Origin of the sequence: Methylobacterium organophilum (assembly GCF_022533465.1) — a bacterium.
GTDB classification, from domain to species: Bacteria; Pseudomonadota; Alphaproteobacteria; order Rhizobiales; family Beijerinckiaceae; genus Methylobacterium; species Methylobacterium organophilum.
On sequence record NZ_CP092848.1, the window covers coordinates 3,994,404 to 4,014,529 of the forward strand.

General features: G+C 68.5%; 16 protein-coding genes. 5 read left to right on the top strand and 11 right to left on the bottom strand.

The genetic code is table 11. The features are described from left to right. Window positions 1-43 precede the first annotated feature (43 nt). The 3 genes from MMB17_RS18875 (at window position 44) to MMB17_RS18885 (ending at window position 3,636) form a co-directional block, all read left to right on the top strand. A complete protein-coding gene (locus MMB17_RS18875) occupies window positions 44-1,060 on the top strand; it encodes an LLM class flavin-dependent oxidoreductase (protein ID WP_241099903.1) in 1,017 nt (338 codons plus the stop codon). A gap of 316 nt (window positions 1,061-1,376) precedes the next feature. Next, the gene (locus MMB17_RS18880; RefSeq protein ID WP_241099904.1) at window positions 1,377-1,745 is read left to right on the top strand and encodes a hypothetical protein; all 369 of its coding nucleotides are present in this window, start codon (window positions 1,377-1,379) and stop codon (window positions 1,743-1,745) included. A gap of 199 nt (window positions 1,746-1,944) precedes the next feature. Further along, a complete protein-coding gene (locus tag MMB17_RS18885; RefSeq protein ID WP_241102237.1) occupies window positions 1,945-3,636 on the top strand; it encodes a methyl-accepting chemotaxis protein in 1,692 nt (563 codons plus the stop codon). A 125-nt stretch (window positions 3,637-3,761) separates the two neighbouring features. Here the strand turns inward: MMB17_RS18885 and MMB17_RS18890 are convergent, their stop codons facing one another. The 11 genes from MMB17_RS18890 to MMB17_RS18940 form a co-directional block, all read right to left on the bottom strand. Further along, window positions 3,762-5,195 carry an NAD-dependent succinate-semialdehyde dehydrogenase gene (locus MMB17_RS18890; protein ID WP_241099302.1) on the bottom strand — a complete coding sequence of 478 codons (1,434 nt, stop codon included), beginning with the start codon at window positions 5,193-5,195 and terminating at the stop codon, window positions 3,762-3,764. A gap of 110 nt (window positions 5,196-5,305) precedes the next feature. Continuing rightward, entirely contained in the window at window positions 5,306-6,622 is a 1,317-nt protein-coding gene (locus MMB17_RS18895; protein WP_241099905.1) for a hypothetical protein, read from the bottom strand. A 603-nt stretch (window positions 6,623-7,225) separates the two neighbouring features. Next, the gene (locus MMB17_RS18900) at window positions 7,226-8,320 is read right to left on the bottom strand and encodes an ABC transporter ATP-binding protein (protein ID WP_238311471.1); all 1,095 of its coding nucleotides are present in this window, start codon (window positions 8,318-8,320) and stop codon (window positions 7,226-7,228) included. Beyond that, window positions 8,317-9,120, bottom strand: coding sequence for an ABC transporter permease (locus MMB17_RS18905; protein ID WP_241099906.1), 804 nt, complete (start codon window positions 9,118-9,120; stop codon window positions 8,317-8,319). Before MMB17_RS18905 ends, MMB17_RS18900 begins: the two co-directional genes overlap by 4 nt. A 10-nt stretch (window positions 9,121-9,130) precedes the next feature. Then, window positions 9,131-9,991, bottom strand: coding sequence for an ABC transporter permease (locus tag MMB17_RS18910; protein ID WP_238311501.1), 861 nt, complete (start codon window positions 9,989-9,991; stop codon window positions 9,131-9,133). Between the two features lie 44 nt (window positions 9,992-10,035). Further along, entirely contained in the window at window positions 10,036-10,992 is a 957-nt protein-coding gene (locus tag MMB17_RS18915; protein ID WP_238311500.1) for an ABC transporter substrate-binding protein, read from the bottom strand. A gap of 172 nt (window positions 10,993-11,164) precedes the next feature. Then, the gene (locus MMB17_RS18920) at window positions 11,165-11,473 is read right to left on the bottom strand and encodes an NIPSNAP family protein (RefSeq protein WP_238311469.1); all 309 of its coding nucleotides are present in this window, start codon (window positions 11,471-11,473) and stop codon (window positions 11,165-11,167) included. Between the two features lie 10 nt (window positions 11,474-11,483). After that, the gene (locus tag MMB17_RS18925) at window positions 11,484-12,953 is read right to left on the bottom strand and encodes an aldehyde dehydrogenase (RefSeq protein ID WP_241102238.1); all 1,470 of its coding nucleotides are present in this window, start codon (window positions 12,951-12,953) and stop codon (window positions 11,484-11,486) included. A gap of 14 nt (window positions 12,954-12,967) precedes the next feature. Beyond that, entirely contained in the window at window positions 12,968-14,005 is a 1,038-nt protein-coding gene (locus tag MMB17_RS18930) for an LLM class flavin-dependent oxidoreductase (RefSeq protein WP_241099907.1), read from the bottom strand. A 114-nt stretch (window positions 14,006-14,119) separates the two neighbouring features. Further along, window positions 14,120-15,883 (bottom strand): alpha/beta fold hydrolase, encoded by a 1,764-nt coding sequence (locus MMB17_RS18935; RefSeq protein ID WP_241099908.1) that lies wholly within the window; start codon window positions 15,881-15,883, stop codon window positions 14,120-14,122. After that, window positions 15,876-16,466 carry an amino acid synthesis family protein gene (locus tag MMB17_RS18940; RefSeq protein WP_241099909.1) on the bottom strand — a complete coding sequence of 197 codons (591 nt, stop codon included), beginning with the start codon at window positions 16,464-16,466 and terminating at the stop codon, window positions 15,876-15,878. Before MMB17_RS18940 ends, MMB17_RS18935 begins: the two co-directional genes overlap by 8 nt. A 403-nt stretch (window positions 16,467-16,869) precedes the next feature. Between MMB17_RS18940 and MMB17_RS18945 the strand changes: the two genes are divergently transcribed. Together MMB17_RS18945 and MMB17_RS18950 are read left to right on the top strand one after the other, a co-directional pair. Further along, the gene (locus tag MMB17_RS18945; protein WP_241099910.1) at window positions 16,870-17,541 is read left to right on the top strand and encodes a GntR family transcriptional regulator; all 672 of its coding nucleotides are present in this window, start codon (window positions 16,870-16,872) and stop codon (window positions 17,539-17,541) included. 452 nt (window positions 17,542-17,993) lie between these two features. Continuing rightward, on the top strand, window positions 17,994-19,901 hold the full coding sequence (locus MMB17_RS18950) for a putative bifunctional diguanylate cyclase/phosphodiesterase (RefSeq protein ID WP_241099911.1): 1,908 nt from the start codon (window positions 17,994-17,996) through the stop codon (window positions 19,899-19,901). Window positions 19,902-20,126: the final 225 nt, after the last annotated feature.

Sequence of the window (20,126 nt, forward strand, 5' to 3'; positions counted from 1 at the left end):
GTGGCGTAAGGGAGTCGCGCCGGGCCGTGAAACGAGTGAAGCGATGAAGAAGATCGGGTTCCTGTCCTTCGGGCATTGGTCGCCGACATCGCCCTCGGCGACGCGTTCGGCGCGCGACACCCTGTTGCAGTCGATCGACCTCGCCGTGGCGGCCGAGGAACTCGGAGCGGACGGCGCCTATTTCCGGGTCCATCATTTCGCCCGGCAGCTCGCCTCGCCCTTTCCGCTGCTCGCCGCGATCGGCGCCAGGACCCGGCGCATCGAGATCGGCACCGGCGTCATCGACATGCGCTACGAGAACCCGTTCTACATGGCCGAGGATGCCGGCTCGGCGGATCTGATCTCGGGCGGGCGCCTGCAGCTCGGCATCAGCCGAGGCTCCCCCGAGCAGGTCGTCGAGGGCTGGCGGCATTTCGGCTACGCGCCGGCCGAGGGCGAGAGCGACGCGGCGATGGGCCGCCGGCATGCCGAGGTGTTTCTCGACCTGCTGAAGGGGGAGGGCTTCGCCCAACCCCATCCGCGACCGATGTTTCCCAACCCGCCGGGACGGCTGCGCCTCGAACCGCACTCCGAAGGCTTGCGCGAGCGGATCTGGTGGGGCTCCGCGTCCGACGCCACCGCCGTATGGGCGGCGGGGCAGGGGATGAACCTGCAGAGCTCGACCCTCAAGGCGGACGAGACCGGCGAGCCGTTCCACATCCAGCAGGCCCAGCAGATCCGCCGCTACCGGCAGGCCTGGAAGGCGGCGGGCCATGCGCGGGAGCCGCGGGTCTCCGTCTCCCGGTCGATCTTCGCCCTCGTGAACGACCTCGACCGCGCCTATTTCGGGCGCGGCGAGAGCAGCGATCAGATCGGCATCATCGACAACATGCGGGCGGTCTTCGGACGCTCCTACGCCGCGGAGCCCGAGGCCCTGGTCGAGGCGCTCCGGGCCGACGCGGCGATCGCCGAGGCCGACACGCTCCTCCTCACGGTACCGAACCAGCTGGGCGTGGCCTACAATGCCCACGTCATCGAGACCATCCTGACGCAGGTCGCCCCGGCGCTCGGCTGGCGGTGAGCCTCGGGGAACGGCTTCGCCGGGTTCGGATCCTCTGCGCGCCGGCGGAGGCAGGATCGCACGACGCAGGATGGCCTCCGGCCGGAGACGGCAGCGCCCGGTGATGCGCCTCCCGCGGATCCCGGGATGCGCGGGGAAGACGAGGCGCCCCGAACCCTGGCCGTCAGGCGCGATATCGGAACGGCACGGACCGATGGTTGGCTGCGCAACGTTTCCTTTCCCATCCCGGCAGGCGCGAGACCCTTTGAGGGAGCCAAGCACCAGCGTGGCCGTTCACCCGCACATCCTGCGCTGGCAAGGGTTCGGGGCGCGTCGCATGACCCATCGTATTCGCACATCCGCCGCGGCCTACGAGCTGTTGTCCCGGCACGCCCGCAGGACGGGCCTGTCGATGGAGGTCGTCCTCGAAGACCTGATCCTGCACACGCTTGCCGCGACGGCAGAGGCGGGCTCGCCCGTGGCGTCTCTGGACGGTCCGGCCGAGGACGATCGCGCCACGGTGAGGCTCGACGTCCTGGCGGCCTCGAACGGACAGGCTTCGGCCCGCCGTGCAGGGCCGCCGAAAGGCGCGAACCATCGCATGGCCGCCCGACCGGCTCTGCAGGAGCCGTCCCATGATCCCGCCGGGCTGCCTCCCGGAGGCGATCGATCGGAGCCGGTGCGGTTCTGCGGCCGGGGATGGTGAAGTCTTGAACATAGGCGAGACGGTGCGTGAACGGCCAATGGCGCGACCATGCACCATTCCACCAAAACAACTATTACATGTGCTTTTGCGGAATTTCTATTTAGGCATGAATTAATACGGAGATTTGAGCAGATCATATTAATGGGACCAGAGCAGAACCTATTGCATCAAGCCACGATCTGTCATGATTGAGGTCTGCATGCCGCTGCTGGCTCGGTTTCGAATCCTTCCCAAGCTTTCGCTGGCTATTGTCCTGATCGGACTGACCGTCGGCGCCTGTATCTGGTATGCGCAGGCGCGCATGACGGGGATCGACGACGCCTACACGGTGTATCTCGAGCGTGACGCCCGTGCCGAGGCGACAGCGCAGCGTATCGATCGACGCCTCTTCGAGCTGAACTACTGGATCTACCGCCTCATTGCCGAGACCGACACGGAGGAGATGAAACGGGCCAGCGCCGGCTTCGACAGGGCACGGCCGGCGCTGCGCAAGGACTTCGAGAACCTGAAAGCGAAAGCACCCACGTTCGGATCGGACATCGCCGATCTCGAAAAGCGGATCGAAGCCTTCGTTCTCGAAGCCTCCGAGGCGGCCCGCCTGGCAAACCTGCAGCGCAACGGCGACGCGCTGGCGCTCATGCACCGCGCGGTCGATCCGATCTTCCTGGATCTTGCCAAGGACACCGGCAAGCTGAGCGACCAGATCGTCGCTTACGTGCAGCGGGCGTCCGATGACCTGACCGTGCAGACGAACGCCACCCGCCACAACCTCATGATCTTCAGCGCCCTGGGACTGATGATCGGTCTGATCGCCGCCGCGCTCATCTCCGTCCTCGGGATCACGCGCCCGCTCGGGAGCCTGGTCGGCGTCCTCCAGCGCATGGCCAGGGGCGAGATCGAGGCCGAGATCAAGGAGGCCGCGCGCGGCGACGAGATCGGAGACGTGGGCCGGGCCGTCGAGGGCATCAAGGCGATGGTCGCCGAGAGGGCCGCCGAAGAGGCCGAGCGCAAGCAGATCGGGGAGGCCGCGGCCGCGGCCGAGCGCAAGCGCGCGATGATGGAACTCGCGGACGAGTTCGAGCGGGCCGTGGGCGGCATCGTCGGGCTGGTCTCGTCCGCGGCGACCGAGCTGCAGGCCACCGCGCAGCAGATGACCGTGACCGCGACCCAGACCGCCAGCCAGTCGAGCACCGTCGCAGAGGCGGCCGAGGAGGCTTCGGCCAATGTCAGCACGGTCGCGTCGGCGGCCGAGGAACTCGGCGCTTCGGTGCAGGAGATCAGCCGGCAGGTCTCCGGCTCGTCGGATCTCGCCCGGCAGGCGGTCGGCGAGGCCGATCAGACCGCCTCCCTGGTGCATGACCTGAGCACGGCCGTGGCGAAGATCGGGGACGTGGTTCAGCTGATCTCGACCGTGGCGGGGCAGACCAATCTGCTCGCCCTGAACGCCACCATAGAGGCGGCCCGGGCCGGCGAGGCGGGGCGCGGCTTCGCGGTGGTCGCCGCCGAGGTCAAGGAACTCGCCAGCCAGACCGCCCAGGCCACGGACGAGATCGCCCGTCAGATCGGCGAGGTGCAAGGCTCCACCGGGCAGGCCGTCAGTGCGATCGGCGCGATCACGGCACGGATCCAGGAGATCAACGCCGTGGCCTCCACCATTGCCGCCGCGGTCGAGCAGCAGGGCTCCGCAACGCAGGAGATCGTGCGCAACGTGGCCGAGGCCTCGAACGGCACCACGGAGGTCACGAACAACATCGCCGGCGTGGCCCAGGCCTCGGAGGAAACCGGCGCGGCGGCCAGCCAGGTGCTGGTATCGGCCTCGGAACTCTCACGCCAATCCGAGCATCTGTCCGCCGAGGTTCAGCGCTTCCTGGCGACGGTGCGCGCCGCCTAGGGCGCGTCACGACGACGGCTCGGAGCCGCCCCGATCGCACGCTTCCCGACCCCGCCCCGAAGGGCGGGGTTTTGGTGTCGACGCGGCAGGGCGGCCAAGGGGCATCCCGTCGCGAGGGGAGAGCCCTACGCTGCCATCGTGATGAACTTCGTCGCGAGGTAGCCTTCCAGGGCCTCCGGCCCGCCCTCGCTGCCGTAGCCGGAATCGCCCACCCCGCCGAACGGCGTCTCGGGCAGGCCCAGGCCGTGATGGTTGATGCCGAGCATGCCGCAGGCGAGGCCGGACCCCAGCCGCGACGCCGTCCGGCTCGACCGGGTATAGGCATAGGCCGCCAGCCCGAACGGCAGACGGTTGGCCTCGGCCAGCGCCTCGTCCAGATCCGAGAAGGCCGCCACCGTCGCAACCGGGCCGAACGGCTCCTCGTTCAGGATGCGGGCCGTCGTCGGCACCTCGGTGAGCACCGTCGGTGCCAGGAAGAAGCCCTGGTTGTGCGGGCGGCGGCCCCCGGTCACGATCCGGCCGCCGGCGGCCTCGGCCTCGGCGATCAGCTCCTCCACGGCGCGGCGGCGGCGCTCGTGGATCAGCGGACCCATCTGCGTGGCCTCGTCGAGGCCGTCGCCGACCGTGATCGCCGCCGCCCGCGCGGCGAAGCGCTCGACGAAGTCCTCGTAGACCGGCCGCTCGACGAGGAAGCGCGTCGGCGCGACGCAGACCTGGCCGGCATTGCGGAACTTGTTGGCGGCCAGGATCTCGACCGCCCGTTCGAGATCGGCATCGGCGCAGACGATCGCCGGAGCGTGCCCGCCGAGCTCCATCGTCACCCGCTTCATGTGGGTGCCGGCCAGCGTCGCGAGCAGCTTCCCGACCGCGGTCGAGCCGGTGAAGGAGATCTTGGCGATCTCCGGCGCCGCGATCAGGTAGGCCGAGATCGGGGCCGGATCGCCGTAGAGCAGGCCGAGCGCCTCGCCCGGCACGCCGGCATCGAGCAGCGCCTGCACCAGCGCGGCGCAGCTCGCCGGCGTATCCTCCGGCCCTTTCAGGATCACGCTGCAGCCGACGCAGAGGGCGGCGGCAACCTTGCGCACCGCCTGATTGAGCGGGAAGTTCCAGGGCGTGAAGGCGGCGACCGGCCCGACAGGCTCGCGGATCACCGTCTGCATCACCCCTTCCGCCCGCGCCGGGATCACCCGGCCATAGGCGCGCCGGCCCTCCTCGGCGAACCAGTCCAGGGTGTCGGCGGCGGCCAGCGTCTCGACCCGCGCCTCGCGCAGGGGCTTGCCCTGTTCCAGGGTCATCAGCCGGGCGATCGTCTCGACGCGCGCGCGCAGCAGATCGGCGGCCCGGCGCAGGATCAGCCCGCGTTCGAGGGCGGAGACGGCCCGCCAGGCCGCGAAGCCGCGCTTGGCCGCGGCCAGCGCATGGTCGAGATCGTCGGCGGTGGCCTTGGCGACCGCCCCGATCACCGCGCCGGTGGCCGGGTTGACGACCGGGAGCGCCGCGCGGGCTTCCGCCGCGATCCAGGCGCCACCGATCTGCAGTCCGGTGTTCGGATAGGCCATGGGTGCTCGCATTCCTGTCCCGTGCCCGCGCCGCGCGCCGGCCGGGACACCATGAGGGGTCTCTCGGGTCTCGCGCCGGCATCGGATCCGGCGCGAGACGCCCGGTCTCTTCAGAAGTAATATCCGATATTGACGAAGAACGCCTTCTTCCACTTGCTGTCGCCGCCCATGGCGAGACCGCTCGTGTACTGCCCCGCGCCGACATAGGGATCGTTCCGGCCGAACAACCCTTCCGTATAGATCACGAGGCTCGGGTCGGCCGTCAGTGTCCAGATCGTGCCGAGAGTGTAGCGCTCGGACGTCTTGAAATCGGCGCGGTCCTTGAAGTAGGCGCTGTAGTTCAGATAGGGCACGATCGTGAAGGGACCGATCGGATCGGCGACCTTGTAGGAGATGTCGGCCGAGACGAAGTTGCCGCGCGTGGCCATGTTGTACGACACGTCGAAGCCGCCGACCGTCAGCAGGTCGTTGCGGATCGGGTTCCTCGGATCGATGTCCTGGCGGACATAGACCGCCTTGAAGCCCCAGGCGCCGTAGGTGGCGTTGAGATGCACGCTTTCGAGCTGCTTCGAGCCCGTCTGCCGGGTGTCGAAATTGTAGATGTCCGAATGCCAGAGCGAGGCGCCGAGGGCGAGCGAGGCGAGGTCGTTCTTGACGAAGAAGTACTCCGCCCGGCCGACGAACATGTTCTCTTCGCTGTTGTGCGTCCCGAACGGGATGTAGCTGTCCGCGATGACGACGTTCGTCGAATAGCGCGCGCTGTCGCGGCTCAGGCCGAAGGCATTGGGGTTGGCGCCGGGATAGAAGCCGAACTGGTAATTGAAGTCCGGCTCGACATGGGCGTATTTCAGCCCGAGATTGTAGACCTCCTCGACGCCCATCACGAAGCCGAGCGAGCCTAGGAAGGTGTTGGAGAAGTACGGGGTCAGGCCGAACGGCACCTGATTCATGCCGACAGTGAGGCTGTCCTCCGGCGTCAGCTTGAGGCCGATATAGGCCCACATCGGGAAGTTCACCTCGCCCGGATGGCCGTCGTAACCGAAGCGCGGCCCGTAGAGGAAGTTGCCGCCGTAGAAGCGATACTGCGCCGCGCCGAAAATCGTGTCGGAATCGTAGACCGCCTTCAGGGACAGCGCATCGAAGGAGAAGTGCTCCGAGGTCTTGGGGACGCCGCCCCGGCTGACATCGTCGAAGCGCATGTCGTAGCGCATCCGGAACGCGCCGCCGAAGGTGAACTTGCCGATCGCGGTCGACGGCTCGGGATTCGGCGTCGGGTCGGGCACCGCGATCGGCTGCTCGCGATTGACCGGGCTCGGCTCGGCATCGATCTCCTGCGTCCCCTGGTCCTGGGCGCGGGCGGGATGCTCCCAGAACGGGCCTGCGCCCGCACAGAGAGCGAGAACGGCTGCCAGCTTCATCGACTTCATGGTGCGCTACCTCTCGCCTGTCCGGGTGACGGGATCCGTGTCGCGGCCGAGTCGGCCCACGGAGGATGAATGGGGTGACCCCGGCCTTCGGTCCGACCGCGCACGCCCCGTCGTCGGGCTTGCGCTCACCGCGCGGAGACCGTGAAAAGGTTGCCGCACGGGAGGGATCGAGCGTTTCTCGCATTCATCGAACAGGCACTACGCGGATCGTCGCTTCGAACAGCGCCGGACACACGAATTGCCATGCACGGCCATGACCGCGCATTCTTTGACTGCAATCAATATTTGAAATGATCTTGCAAATACTTGAAGCCGGGCGGGATCGACGCTTGCCCTGCGCGGGGGAGCGGATCCCTGCCTCTGTTCCGATGTCTTACCGTATTACGGAAGACCGTAAGATGACAAGCCAATTCGAGAGGCATTTCGATGAAATGTTAGATTTCGCCAAATATTCGCCGGATCCGACGTGCCGATCGCAAGATGAGAGAGGCCGGGAGGCGTGCGTGCCCCATCGAAGGCCCGCCCGCTGGCGCGGTGCCCGCGTCCTCGTCTCGAAACATCAGCGGCGGCCGGCCCGGCGGGAGGGGCCGGGCCGAGACCGGGTCAGTTCGGGAAGATCTGCGCCTGCTCCGGCCGCCAGGCCAGGGCGACCCGCTCGCCCACCCGTGCGCGGCCGGCATCGCAGGGAATGCGCACCGTGACGCTGTCGCCCCAGGCGGTGGCGACGCTGTACTGCATCGCCTCGCCGCAGAAGCTCGCCTCGTCGACGGTCCCGAAGATCGCCCCCGCCGGGGCGTTGTCGGGAGCGTGCAGCCGGATCGCGTCGGGCCGGACCATCAGCACGCCGGCCTCGCACTGCGCCGGCATCGCCGCCAGCGACAGGCCTTCGAGCGACGTCCCGTCCGCGAGGAGGATCGCCCCGTCCCCCGCACCGCCGAGCCGACGGTCGATGCGGCAGGGCATGAAGTTCGAATGCCCGATGAAGCCGGCGACGAAGCGGGAGGAGGGCGCGTCGTAGAGATCGCGCCCGGTGCCGAGCTGCTCGATCCGCCCCTGCCGGAACAGGGCGATCCGGTCGGACAGGCGCAGGGCCTCCTCCTGATCGTGGGTCACGTAGAGGATGGTCACGCCGGTCTCGTGGTGGACCCGCTTGATCTCGTGCTGGAGCTCCTCGCGCAGGCTCTTGTCGAGGGCCGAGAGCGGCTCGTCCATCAGCAGGAGCGGCGGCTCGTAGGCCAGCGCCCGGGCCAACGCGACGCGCTGCTGCTGGCCGCCGGAGAGCTGCGCCGGCTTGCGGTCGGCATAGGCCTCCAGATGCACGAGCTTGAGCATCGCCTTGACCCGCGCGTCGATGTCGGCGCGGCTCCAGCGCCGGACCTTGAGCGGGAAGCCGACATTCTCGGCGATCGTCATCTGCGGGAACAGGGTGTAGCGCTGGAACACCATGCCGATGTTGCGCTTGTTCGAGGGCGTGTTCAGGATCGAGCGCCCCTCGATCAGCACGTCGCCGGCATTCGGCTCCTGGAAGCCGGCGATGACGTAGAGCGTCGTGCTCTTGCCGGAGCCGGAGGGCCCGAGGAAGGTCACGAACTCGCCGCGGGCGATGTCGAGGCTGACCGCCTCGACCGCCACCACCGCGCCGTAGCTGCGCCGGATCCCGCGGATGGCGAGGAAGGGATGGCCGGAGGAAGCGCTCATGCGCGGAGGTCCTTCTTCTTCAGCGCGGCGGAGAGCAGCATCAGCACGGCCGTGAGCGCGACGAGCAGCGTCGAGACGGCGGCGACGACGGGGGAGAGATCCTGGCGCAGCACGCCCCAGATCCGGACCGGAAGCGTCTGGATGTCCGGGCTGGCCATGAAGATCGCGACGACGACCTCGTCCCAGGAGGCGAGGAAGGAGAACAGGGCCGCGGTGGCGATGCCCGGCATGATCCCCGGCAGGGTGACGCGGAGCTTGGCTTCGAGGGGCGAGGCGCCGCACAGCACGGCGGCATCCTCGATGGCCGGATCGAACCGCTCCAGGGCGCCGCTGATCGCGATCACCGAGAAGGGCAGGGCGAGCAGGAGGTGGGCGAGGACGAAGCCAGCCTCCGTCCCGTTGAGCTGGAGCCTGAGGAACAGGGCGTAGAGCGCCACCGCCAGCACGACGACCGGCAGGATCATCGGCATCAGGAACAGCGCCCGCACCGCCTCCCGGCCGGGAAAGCGGCCGCGCACGAGGCCGAAGGAGGCCGCGAGACCGAGGAGCACGCTCAGGACCGTGACCCAGGCGGCGATCCGCAGGCTCGTCAGGAAGGCGAAGATCCAGTCCGGATCGTCGAGCAATTCCGCGTACCAGCGCAGGGTCCAGCCCGGCGGCGGGAACTGCATCCATTGCGAGTCGCCGAAGGACAGCGCGACGAGCACCAGGATCGGGAGGAGCAGGAACAGCCCCACCGCGAGGCCGATGCCGCCGAGCACGAAGCGCAGGGCCCCGAGGCGGGAATAGCTGAGAAGCATCCGTCCCTCCTCAGGCCGCGCCGCGGGTTCCGAAGAACCGGATCTGGATCGTGTAGAGGATCAGGGTGAGGACCAGCAGGATGGTCGCGGCGGTGCTAGCCAGCCCCCAGTCGAGCAGCGACTGGACGAGCTGCGCGATCAGTTCGGGCAGCATCATGTTGGCGGTGCCGCCGAGCAGCGCGGGCGTGACGAAGTAGCCGAGCGACATCACGAACACCATCAGCGCACCGGAGGCGATGGCGCCCGAGGCCATGGGCAGCAGGATGCGGGTCAGGCATTGCCACCGGGTGGCGCCGCACAGGGAGGCGGCCTGGAGCACGCTCGGATCGATCGCCCGCAGGGCCGAGGCCAGGGGCAGCACCATGAAGGGCAGCATGATGTAGGTCATGCCGATGGTGACGCCGACGAGGTTGTTGGTCAGGGTGAGCGGCGCCGCGATCAGGCCGAGACTCATCAGGGCCCGGTTGATCAGGCCGGTTCCCTGGAGCAGCACCATCCAGGCATAGGTCCGCGCCAGCAGGTTGGTCCACATCGACAGGACGACGATGCCGGTGAGGAGTCCCGCCACCCGGCGCGGCGCGATGGCCAGGAACCACGCCGTCGGGAAGCCGATGACGAGGGTCGCGGCGGTGACGAGGCCGGCAACGAGGAAGGTATTGCCCAGAACCTTGAGGTAGGTCGTGCCGCCGAAGAAGGTCGCGTAGTTGCCCAGGCCCGGCGCCGGCTCGGTGACGCTGCGCAGGAGCAGCCCGAAGACCGGGACGACGAACAGCAGGGCGACGAGGGCGAGGGCGGGGAGGACCGCGCCGAGACCGCGCAGGCGCCGGGTCCAGGCAGGGGGCGCCCCTGGCAACGGCAGGGCCCGCTGCATCCGTGCCAGGGTCATGGTGGCGGCTCCGTTTCGCATCGGGCCCATCACCGGGCCTGCCACGCGTACCACCGCTTGCCGATCTCCTCGCGGTTCTTGGCCCAGTATTCCATGTTGAGGTTGATCTGAGACGCCTTGTGCCGATCCGGCAGGGTTTCGGCGATCGCGGGATCCATCAGCTTGGCCGAGCCGAGATTGATCGGGGCGTAGCGGGTGGCGGCGGCGAAATCGGCCTGTTCCTTCGCGTCCGTGGCGGCGGCGAGGAACTCCATCGCCGCCTTCTTGTTGCGGCTGCCCTTGGGCACCACCAGCATGTCGGCGGTGGTGAGGTTCTGCTCCCAGGCGATCCCGACCGGCTGCTTGTCCTGCTCCAGGGCGGCGATGCGCCCGTTCCAGAACTGGCCCAGCGCCACCTCGCCGGAGGCCAGGAGCTGCTGCGACTGCGCGCCCCCCGACCACCAGATGATCTCGGACTTGATGGTGTCGAGCTTGGCGAAGGCCCGGTCGAGGTCGAGCGGGTAGAGCTTGTCCGGCGCCACGCCGTCGGCCAGGAGCGCGATCTCCAGCGCGCCCGGCGCCGACCATTTGTAGAAGGTGCGCTTGCCCGGGAACGTCTTGGTGTCGAACAGGTCGGCCCAGCCCTTCGGCGCCGCCGGCACGGCCTTCGTGCCGTAGCCGAGGACGAAGGCGTAGTAGAAGCTGCCGACCGCGTGATCGGTCACGAAGCGGGGATCGAGCGCGTCGCGCTTGACCACCGCAAAATCGATCGGCTCCAGCAGCCCGTCCCGGGCGGCTTGGGCGGCGAAGTCGTACTCGACGTCGACGACGTCCCAGCCGACATTGCCGCTCTCGACCATGGCCTTGAGCTTCCCGTAATCGGTCGGGCCGTCCATCTGCACGCGGACGCCGCTGGCCTTGGTGAAGGGCCGGACCCAGGCGGTCTTCTGCGCCTCCTGGGTGGTGCCGCCCCAGCTCGTGAAGACCAGACTGCCCGCCGCCGCCATGGCCGGCGGCAGCAGGGATGCGGCCGGCAGCGCCGCAAGGGCGACGCCTCCGAGTGCGGCGCCGATGCCGATGATGGTCCTGCGCTTCATACTGGCCCCCTCTGGCTGTGATGCGTGTGGCTGGTTGCGGTGTCCGGCTGAGCGGTTCGTCTTCGTGGTGGGTTCGGGCCGGCTACGGGTGGAACGGAGCGGCCCGGAGGATCTTGGATTCCATCGTCTCGATCAGCGCCTGGATCTTGGGCAGGAAGGCCGTCCAGGCCGGATCGGCGGCGAGCGCGGCCCGGCGGCTCTCGCGGTCGGCGAGGTCCCGGTAGCCCCAGACATGGACGATCTCGTTGAGCGGACCGATCTCGGTCGCGTAGTAGCCGACGAGGTTGCCGAGATGGCCGCGCTGGATCGCGATGCCCTCCTCGCCGACGAGCTTGAGGTAGGCGGGGACGGTGCCGGTCTTGAGCCGGTAGGTCCGCATCTCGTAGATCACCGGCTCCTCCTCAGCGCATCACGAACGGGTCGGGGATCGGGTCGTCGGAGGTGCGGATCCAGACCGACTTGGTGCGGGTGTAGTCGAGCATCGATTCGAGCCCGCCCTCGCGTCCGAGCCCCGAGAGGCCGAAGCCGCCGAACGGCACGATCGGCGAGATCGCCCGATAGGTGTTGACCCAGACGATGCCCGCGCGCAGCCGCCGGATGCAGCGGTGGGCCCGCGTCAGGTTCGCAGTGAACACGCCCGAGGCGAGGCCGAAGGGCGAGTCGTTGGCGAGCGCGACCGCCTCGTCCTCGCCCTCGAACGGAATGACCGTGAGGACCGGACCGAACAGCTCCTCGGCGGCGCAGGGCGTGTCGGGCCGGGCGTCGGCGATGATGGTCGGCAGGTAGTAGAAGCCCTCCGAAAAGCCCTCCGGCCGCGCGCCGCCCACGACGAGGCGGCCGCCCGCCGCGAGGCTCGCCTCCACCACCGTCTCGATATGCGCCCGCTGGCGCGCGGTCGCGAGCGGGCCGACCTCGGTCTCGGGGTCTTCCGGCACGCCGAGGCGGATCGCCCGGGCCTTCTCGGCCAGGATCGCGACGAAGCGGTCGTGCACGCGGCGCTCGACCAGCAGGCGCGAGCCGGCGACGCAGCTCTGGCCGGCGGCGGCGAAGATGCCGGCGACGACCGCGTTGGCGGCGCTCTCCAGGTCGGCATCGGCGAAGACGAGCACCGGCGACTTGCCGCCGAGCTCCAGCGAGGTCGCCGCGAGGTTGTCGGCGGTGTTGTGCACGATGTGGCGGGCGGTGCCGGGGCCGCCGGTGAAGGCGACGCGGGCGACGAGGGGGTGGCGCGTCAGCGGCGCGCCGCAGCCCGCCGCATCGCCGGTCACGATGTTGACCACGCCCGGCGGGAAGCCGGCCTCGTGGACCAGCTCGGCGAAGGCGAGCAGCGGGGCGGGCGCCTCTTCCGAGGCCTTCAGCACCACGGTGCAGCCCGCCGCCAGGGCCGGCCCGAGCTTGACCGCCGAGAGGAACAGCGAGGAGTTCCAGGGGACGATCGCGGCGACGACGCCGATCGGTTCCCGCCGGGTGAACACCTCCATGTCCGGCTTGTCGACCGGCAGGTGGGCGCCGTGCAGCTTGTCCGCGAGGCCGCCGAAATAGCGATAATACTCCGCGACGTAGCCGATCTGGCTGCGGGTCTCGCGGATGATCTTGCCGGTGTCGCGGGTCTCGAGCCCGGCGAGATAGCCCGCCCGCGCGGCGACGAGGTCGGCGAGCCGCATCAGGAGCGCGCCGCGCCGGGTCGGCACGAGGTCGGCCCAGGCCGGATCGCGCAGGGCCCGGTCGGCGGCCCGCACCGCTGCGTCGACATCGGCGGGGCTCGCCGCCGGCATCCGCGCCCAGGGGCGGCCGGTCGCCGGATCGAGGCTCTCGAAGGTCGCGGCCGGCTCGGGGAAGGCGCCGTCGATATAGGCGCGGAAGGTGGGCAGCATGGCGGGGGTGCTCACGCGAAGGCCGGCATGACGTCGCGGATGAACAGCTCCAGCGAGCGCTTCTTGCGCGCGTGCTCGATGCCGCTGTCGATCCAGACCGCGTATTGGTCGTAGCCCATCGCCTCGTAGGCCTTGAGGCGGGTGACGACCGCCTCGGGCTCGCCGATGACGAGGTTCCGGGCGATGGTCTCCGGCGCGTATTGCGGCATGGAGGCCTGCACCGCGGCATCGACCCCGCGCAGGAAGCCCTGCTCGATGGGAAGCTTGTTCTGGAACAGGGCGCCGAAGGTGCAGTAGAACCGGCTCAGATCCTGGCTCAGCCGCGCGGTCTCCTCGGGCGAGTCCGAGACGAAGGTGTGCTGCAGCAGCATGATCTGAGGGCGCGGCACCGCGGGGGCGTTGGCGCAGGCCTGGTTGAAGCGGCCCATCAGGGTCTCGACCTCGCCGTCGCCCGAGGCGAGCGGCGTGACCTGAACGTTGCAGCCGTTCTCGACGGCGAAGGCGTGGGAATTCGGGTCCCGCGCCGCGACCCAGATCGGGATCTCCGGCCGCTGCACCGGCTTGGGCGAGGCCGTGGTCTTCGGGAAGCGCCAGAACTCGCCCTCGTGGGTGTAATCGCCCGCCCAGAGGCCGCGCAGCGCCGGGATCATCTCGCGCATCCGCTGGCCGGCGCCCCAGGCGTCGAGGCCGGGCATCAGGCGCTCGTATTCGAAGCTGTAGGCGCCGCGGGCGATGCCGAGATCGAGGCGCCCGCCGGTGGCGAGATCGGTCATCGCCGCCTCGCCGGCCAGCCGGATCGGGTGCCAGAACGGCGCGATCACCGTGCCGGTCCCGAGGCGGATGCGCGTGGTGCGCGCGCCGAGATAGGCGAGATTGATGAAGGGGTTGGGAGCGATCGTGAACTCCATCCCGTGGTGCTCGCCGATCCAGGCCGTCTCGAAGCCGCCCCGCTCGGCGGTCTGCACGAGATCGGTCAGCTCGTCGAACAGCGCGGCATGGGGCTGCGCGTCGTCGAAGCGCTCCATATGGACGAAGAGAGAGAACTTCATGTCGGCCTCGGCTTCGGAACGCGAGAGCCATGCCCAGATCGGTAAGGGCCGGGTCTCGTCATCTCTGGTCCGCCCCGCTCCTCGCGAGCGGGGCGTTGCGAGCGGCAGCCGGGCTCAGGCTGCGGAATCGTGCCGGAGGGCGTAGACCCGGCCCTCGGAGGCATTGCCCGAATACACGCCGAAGGCGTTCTCCCGGCTTTCGCGGGCGTAGCGCTCCAGCATCGTCCGGCTCGCCGGATCCCGCACGGGGCAATCGGCCAGTTCCGTCACCGGCCACAGCCGCGTGCCGCGCCCCGGCGTGCCGGAGAAGGCGCCGCGATAGACGATCGAGGTCGGCGCACCGGGCGCGTCCGGATCCTCGTAGACCGCGAACAGGAAGCCGAGCTCCGCCGCCACGCCCAGCTCCGCGAGCTTGCCGTGGAGGCTGGTCGGATCCGAAAGCGGCTCCAGGCGGTGCGCGGCGGGCAGGGCGAGCGTCCCGTCGGCCGCCTCGACCAGAAGGATCTCGCCCTCGGCTTCGAGGATCGCCTTGACCTCGATGGAGCGCGCGGCCGCGGCCACGGCCTCCTGGGCGAGGCCGAACTCGACATAGGCACCCCGGCAATAGCCGAGGGGCATCCGGCCGCTGCCGTCGAAATCCACCACCTCGCCGATGAGGATGTCGTGGTCGCCCGCCGCCACCACCTGATGCAGGCGGCAATCGAACCAGGCCGCGCAGCCCTCCAGGACCGGCGAGCCGGTGGCGCCGGAGGCCCAGGCCACCTGCTCGAACTTGTCGGGCCGCTTGGAGGCGAAGACGCCGGAGACGTCGCGCTGATCCTGGGCCAGGATGTTCACGGCGAAGCGCGGCGCCGCCTTGAACACCGGATGGCTCGACGCCGTGCGGGCGATGCAGATCGAGACGAGCGGCGGATCGAGGGAGACCGAGCTGAACGAGTTCGCGGTGAATCCCCGCGGCTCGCCATCCTCCTGCAGCGTCGTCACCACGGTGACGCCGGTGGCGAAGGCGCCCAGCGCGTTGCGGAAGCGCTTCGGCGCCGCGGCGGGCTCCTGCGCCTCGAGGCCGGCGAGGAAGCGGGCGATCTCGGCATTGACCCGGGCCGCCCCGACCAGGGGCATCATGTGGCGCTCGCCCGACAGGACGAGCCCCCGGGCGCCGGGAACCGCCGCGGCCATGGCCCGCGTCATGTCCGGGGTCGAGTTGGGATCGTGCTGGCCGGTCATGAACAGGGCCGGCACCGACAGACCCGGGAGACGCGCGGCATAGGCGGCGTCGGCGGTGGCGAAGACCCGGTAGGCCAGGGCGTAGCCGCGCCCGTCGGCCCGCTCCAGCAGGGCCCGCATCCGCTCCGCCTCCTCGGCGAGAGACGGCGGCACCGGAGAGCCGAACCAGCGTGCCAGCGTCGTCTCGACGCCGGGGCCGGCCTCGCCCGCCTCCAGGGCCTCGACCCGGCGCAGGACCGCCTGGCTCTGCTCGGCGCTGCGGCGATAGACGGCGTTGAGGGCGGTGACGCTGCCCACCCGCTCCGGATGCGACAGGGCCGCTTCCAGCGCCACCATCGCCCCCATGGAATGGCCGACGAGGTGGGCGCGCTCGATCTTCAGGGCATCGAGCACGCCGACGAGCTGGGCGGCGTAATCCGCCAGCTCCGGCTTGCCCGCGGGGCCGTCCGAGCCGCCATGCCCCATCATGTCGTAGGCGTGGATCGGACGCTGTCCGGCGAAGGCCGCCATCTGCGGCCGCCACACGGTGTGGTCGAGGCCGACCCCGTGGATGAACAGGATCGGGGTCGCGCCCGTCTCCGCGCCTGCGGAGACGATCAGGGTACGCCGCCCCGTGCCGCCGGTCGGGACGCTTCGGGAGGCGACCTCAGGCATCGCCTGCCTCGATCTCGCGCAGGTCCTGATAGCGGTCGCCGATGCGGTGATGCGGGCGGCCGCCGACCGAGGCGCCGAGGGCGACCACGATCTCGTCGGGAGCCGGCGCATCGAGGATCGAGAACTGCACGGTCAGGTAATGCGAGCGCATGCCCTCGTCGTGCTTGTGCATGAGCGGGATCACGATCGGGCAATCGGGCCCGCCGCGGGTGTTGGTGAAGCTCAGGTAGCTCTTGGCCCCGACCGCCTGCCGGTAATGATTGCCGAAGCGCAGGGTGTGGATCAGCGCCGAGGCGTGCTCGACCTCGCCATCCGTGCCGACGACGGCGGCCTTGCCGTAGCCCTCGACCGCTTCGCCGGACCCGACGGCGCCGATGATCTCGGCGGTCAGCAGGGCGCCGAGCTCCGGCGCGATGCTGCGGATCTCGGGCCGGAGATCCTCGACGAAGCCGCGGCCGGCCCAGGGATTCTTCAGGACGGCGGCGATGCCGAACAGCTTGAGCGGCCTTGGGGCGGAGCGTCCGCCCTCGATGAAGGTGGTCTCTTGATAAGCGACGAGCTTGCGGATCGACGACACGGGCAACTCCCTGCGATGGGCGTAGCCGTATTACGGTATACCATAAGACCGCAAGGCGTTTTGCGCATCATTTTGCTCAATTTCTCATCCACATTGCAGCGCACAAAGTGTTCCCTGCAGACATTTATCGAGAAATCGCAATATAAATCAGTCTATTCGGCACAAAGCCGGACCGATGAAATTATTGACATGCACAAAACTTTTGCAGCGCCCACGGATCGGACCCGGTTCGGAGGTCAGCGCTTGCGGGCCGGCTACCGCCCAGCCTATCGGAACGGGCAGGGCGGTCCGTCTGCCGCACACCAGGCGGGGCCGTACCGATTCGGTATGCTATGTGACGTCTGGGCACCCGCCCGCGCCCTCGCCATGAGGCGTCGCGGGGGGCGAGCGAGGCAGGAAGCGGGCTTCGATGGTGGCGGGGATCTTACGGGTCGAGCGGGAAACCAAGTCGCTGCGCGAGATGACGCTCGACAAGATGCGCCGGGCGATCCTCGACCAGCATTTCAAGCCCGGCGACCGCCTGGTCGAGCGCGAGCTCTGCGACCAGCTCGCCGTCAGCCGCTCCGTCGTCCGCGAGGTGCTCCGGCACCTCGAGGCGGAGGGCATCGTCGAGATCGTTCCCAATCGCGGCCCGATCGTCGCGGTGCTCACCCGCGCGCAGGCGCGCCAGATCTACGAGGTGCGCGGCTATCTGGAGGCGCTGGCCGCCCGGGGCTGCGCCGAGAGTCCGGACGCGCCGGCGGTGGCGGACGCGCTGGACGCGCGGCTGCACCGCATCGCCCATGGCTACGCGACCAACGATGCCGCCCTGATCCTCGAAGCGACCGCCGAGTTCTACGAGCGCATGTTCCTGGCAAGCGGCCGGGAGATCGCCTGGGACATCGTGTCGGCGCTGCACATGCGCATCACGCATCTGCGCTCGATCACGATCGCCACGCCCGGCCGCGCCACGGACGGCCCCGAGGAGATGCGGCGCATCGTGGCCGCGATCCGGGCCCGCGACGGCGAGACCGCCTTCCAGGCCAGCCTCTCGCATGTCCAGCGCGCCGAGACATTGGCGATTTCCGAGATCACGACCTAGGCCGGGAGGCCCGGGCAGGACGTACGATCGGGGACGCGCGATCAGGGCCGTTCGGGCACGCCGGAGCAGACGGCGTGGCGTCCGGATCGCCGCAGCCGTCGCTGGCCCGCGCGGGGAGGGCCCGCCACGAAGGCAGGCCCGCGGCCAGGCCAGATGTTCCTGGCGACGCCGCCTCACAAGCAGCCGACGGCGCTTCGCGGGAGAGATCTGCACCCTGCGCCCGGGCGCGCGCCCTCTCAGGGCCGCGAAATCCTCGCACGAAGGGCGAGTTTCATTGGATTTTACCGAATTATCCACATCAAAAATTGCAGGAATCCAGCTCTACAGATGCAGATTTTCGAGAAAAACTTCAAATGATCGTGAGGTGATCCAAGCCTAAACTGCTTTCCAAGGCACATCGATCAATGCCCGGCACCAATACAACATTCAACCAGGAGATAACCTCATCAAGTTTGGCACTCGCGCAGTTCCGTGCCTTCGCCCACAAGATGCCCGCCCTCTACCTGTCCGTCGGCGCCAGCAAGATGGCGATCGCTTACGTGTTCTCGTCTCAAGCGCCGGGATGGCTGTGCTTGCTCCTTGGCATTTTCGCACCATCGGCAAGCCTCCTGCGCGCGGCATGGTGGATCAAACATCGCGACGACGATCTCACGGCCGAGGCTGCCGCGGCCATTCTCGCAAGAGCCCAGAAGTGGCTCTTCGGCATGACCGCGATCTATATCGCGATAAATTTTGCGCTTTATCATTACGGCGATCAAGACACGAGGATGATGCTCATCCTTTCGATGCTTTCATCGGCGATGTGCAGTTTCTTCTGCCTGATGCAGCTGCGGTCGGCGGCCCTGATCATGGTCTGCCTGATCACGATCCCCTGTTTGTGCATGCTGCTCAGCCAGGACACGAGCAGCGCCTGGGCGATCGCCTGTAACATCACCGTCGTCACGGCCGCGATGGTCTTCGCGACACAGAGCTATACGCGGGAGTTCGCGAACCTGGTCGAGGCAAGGGACTCGATCGCGCGCGAGCATGCGAAGACGGAACATCTGAGCCGCGAGAATCGGCGCCTGGCCAATATCGACATGCTGACGGATCTGCCGAACCGACGGCATTTCTTCTCCGAACTCGCCACCCTCTTCGAAGGCTTTGCGCCCGGCGAACCGAAACTTGCCATCGGGATCATCGACCTCGACGGCTTCAAGCAGATCAACGATCTGCACGGCCATCGAATCGGGGACGGCGTCCTGCGGGAAGTCGGCCGGCGGCTGCGGGCGACCCTCGGCGATGACGCCATCGCCTGTCGCCTCGGCGGCGATGAATTCGCCCTGATCGTACAGGGCGCCCTTTCCGAGGAGTTCCTCGTGGCCCTCGGCGAGCGCGCCCTACACGCCTTGCGGCAACCGATCCGACTGGACGACGTCGTGCTGACGGTCAGCGGCTCGATCGGCTTCGCCGTGTTGACGGACCGGGAGCAGACGCCCGAGCGGCTCTACGACCGGGCCGACCACGCCCTGTATCATGCCAAGCGCCTGGGGCGCGGCCGGATCGTGATGTCGAGCCAACGTCACGAAGACCTCATCAAGGAACAGGCTGCCATCGAGGCCGCGCTCCGGACCGCCGATCTGGAGAAGGAACTGCATCTCGTCTTCCAGCCCATCGTCGAGGCGGCGACGGGGCGTCCCCTGGCCTTCGAGGGGTTGGCGCGCTGGACGAGCCCGACGCTGGGGGCCGTCGCACCGGCGACCTTCATCGCGGCGGCGGAACGAGCCGGGCTCATCACCGGGCTCACGCCCATCCTCCTGCGCAAGGCCCTGCAAGTCGCCACGACCTGGCCGCCCCCGATCCGCTTGTCGTTCAATCTCTCCGCTCACGATGTCGCCAGCGCCGAGAACATCCGTGCCCTCATGGCGGTGATCGCCGCCAGCGGGTTCGATCCGCGCCGCATCGACATGGAGATCACCGAGACCGCGATGATGTCGAATGCGGACACCGCCGTCGAACACGTCAATATGCTCAAAAAGATCGGGATTCAGATCTCGATCGACGATTTCGGCACGGGATATTCGAGCATCAGCTATCTCAATTGCCTGCCGGTCGACAAGGTCAAGATCGACAAGAGCTTCGTAAAAGATCTGGGCACCGACAACAATTCGAGCAAGATCGTCAGATCCCTCATTGCCCTGTGCCGCGACATGAGCCTGACCTGCATCGTCGAGGGCGTCGAGACAGCGGAGCAATTGGAACATCTCAAGGCCATCGGCTGCACCGTCTTCCAGGGCTATCACTTCGCCCGGCCCATGCCGCCCGAAGCGATCGCCTCCTATCTGACGCGCACGCCTCTGAGCGTCGGGGAAACGGCCTGACCGTTCCGACAGGGGAGGGTGGGCACCGTCGCAAGTGGCGCGGGGCGCAACAACACAAGCGCGACCAATAAAAGCCTTACACCGTGCAATACCCTATCGCTCAGCGCGCCCTTTATAACCCTCAGATTGCACGGCTAAACCTGACGGAAGATGAGTTTGCGACGGGGGAATCTCTTTAGGACGCGGAACGCGCGGGCTCTCCGAAGCGATCCGACAACGCGGACA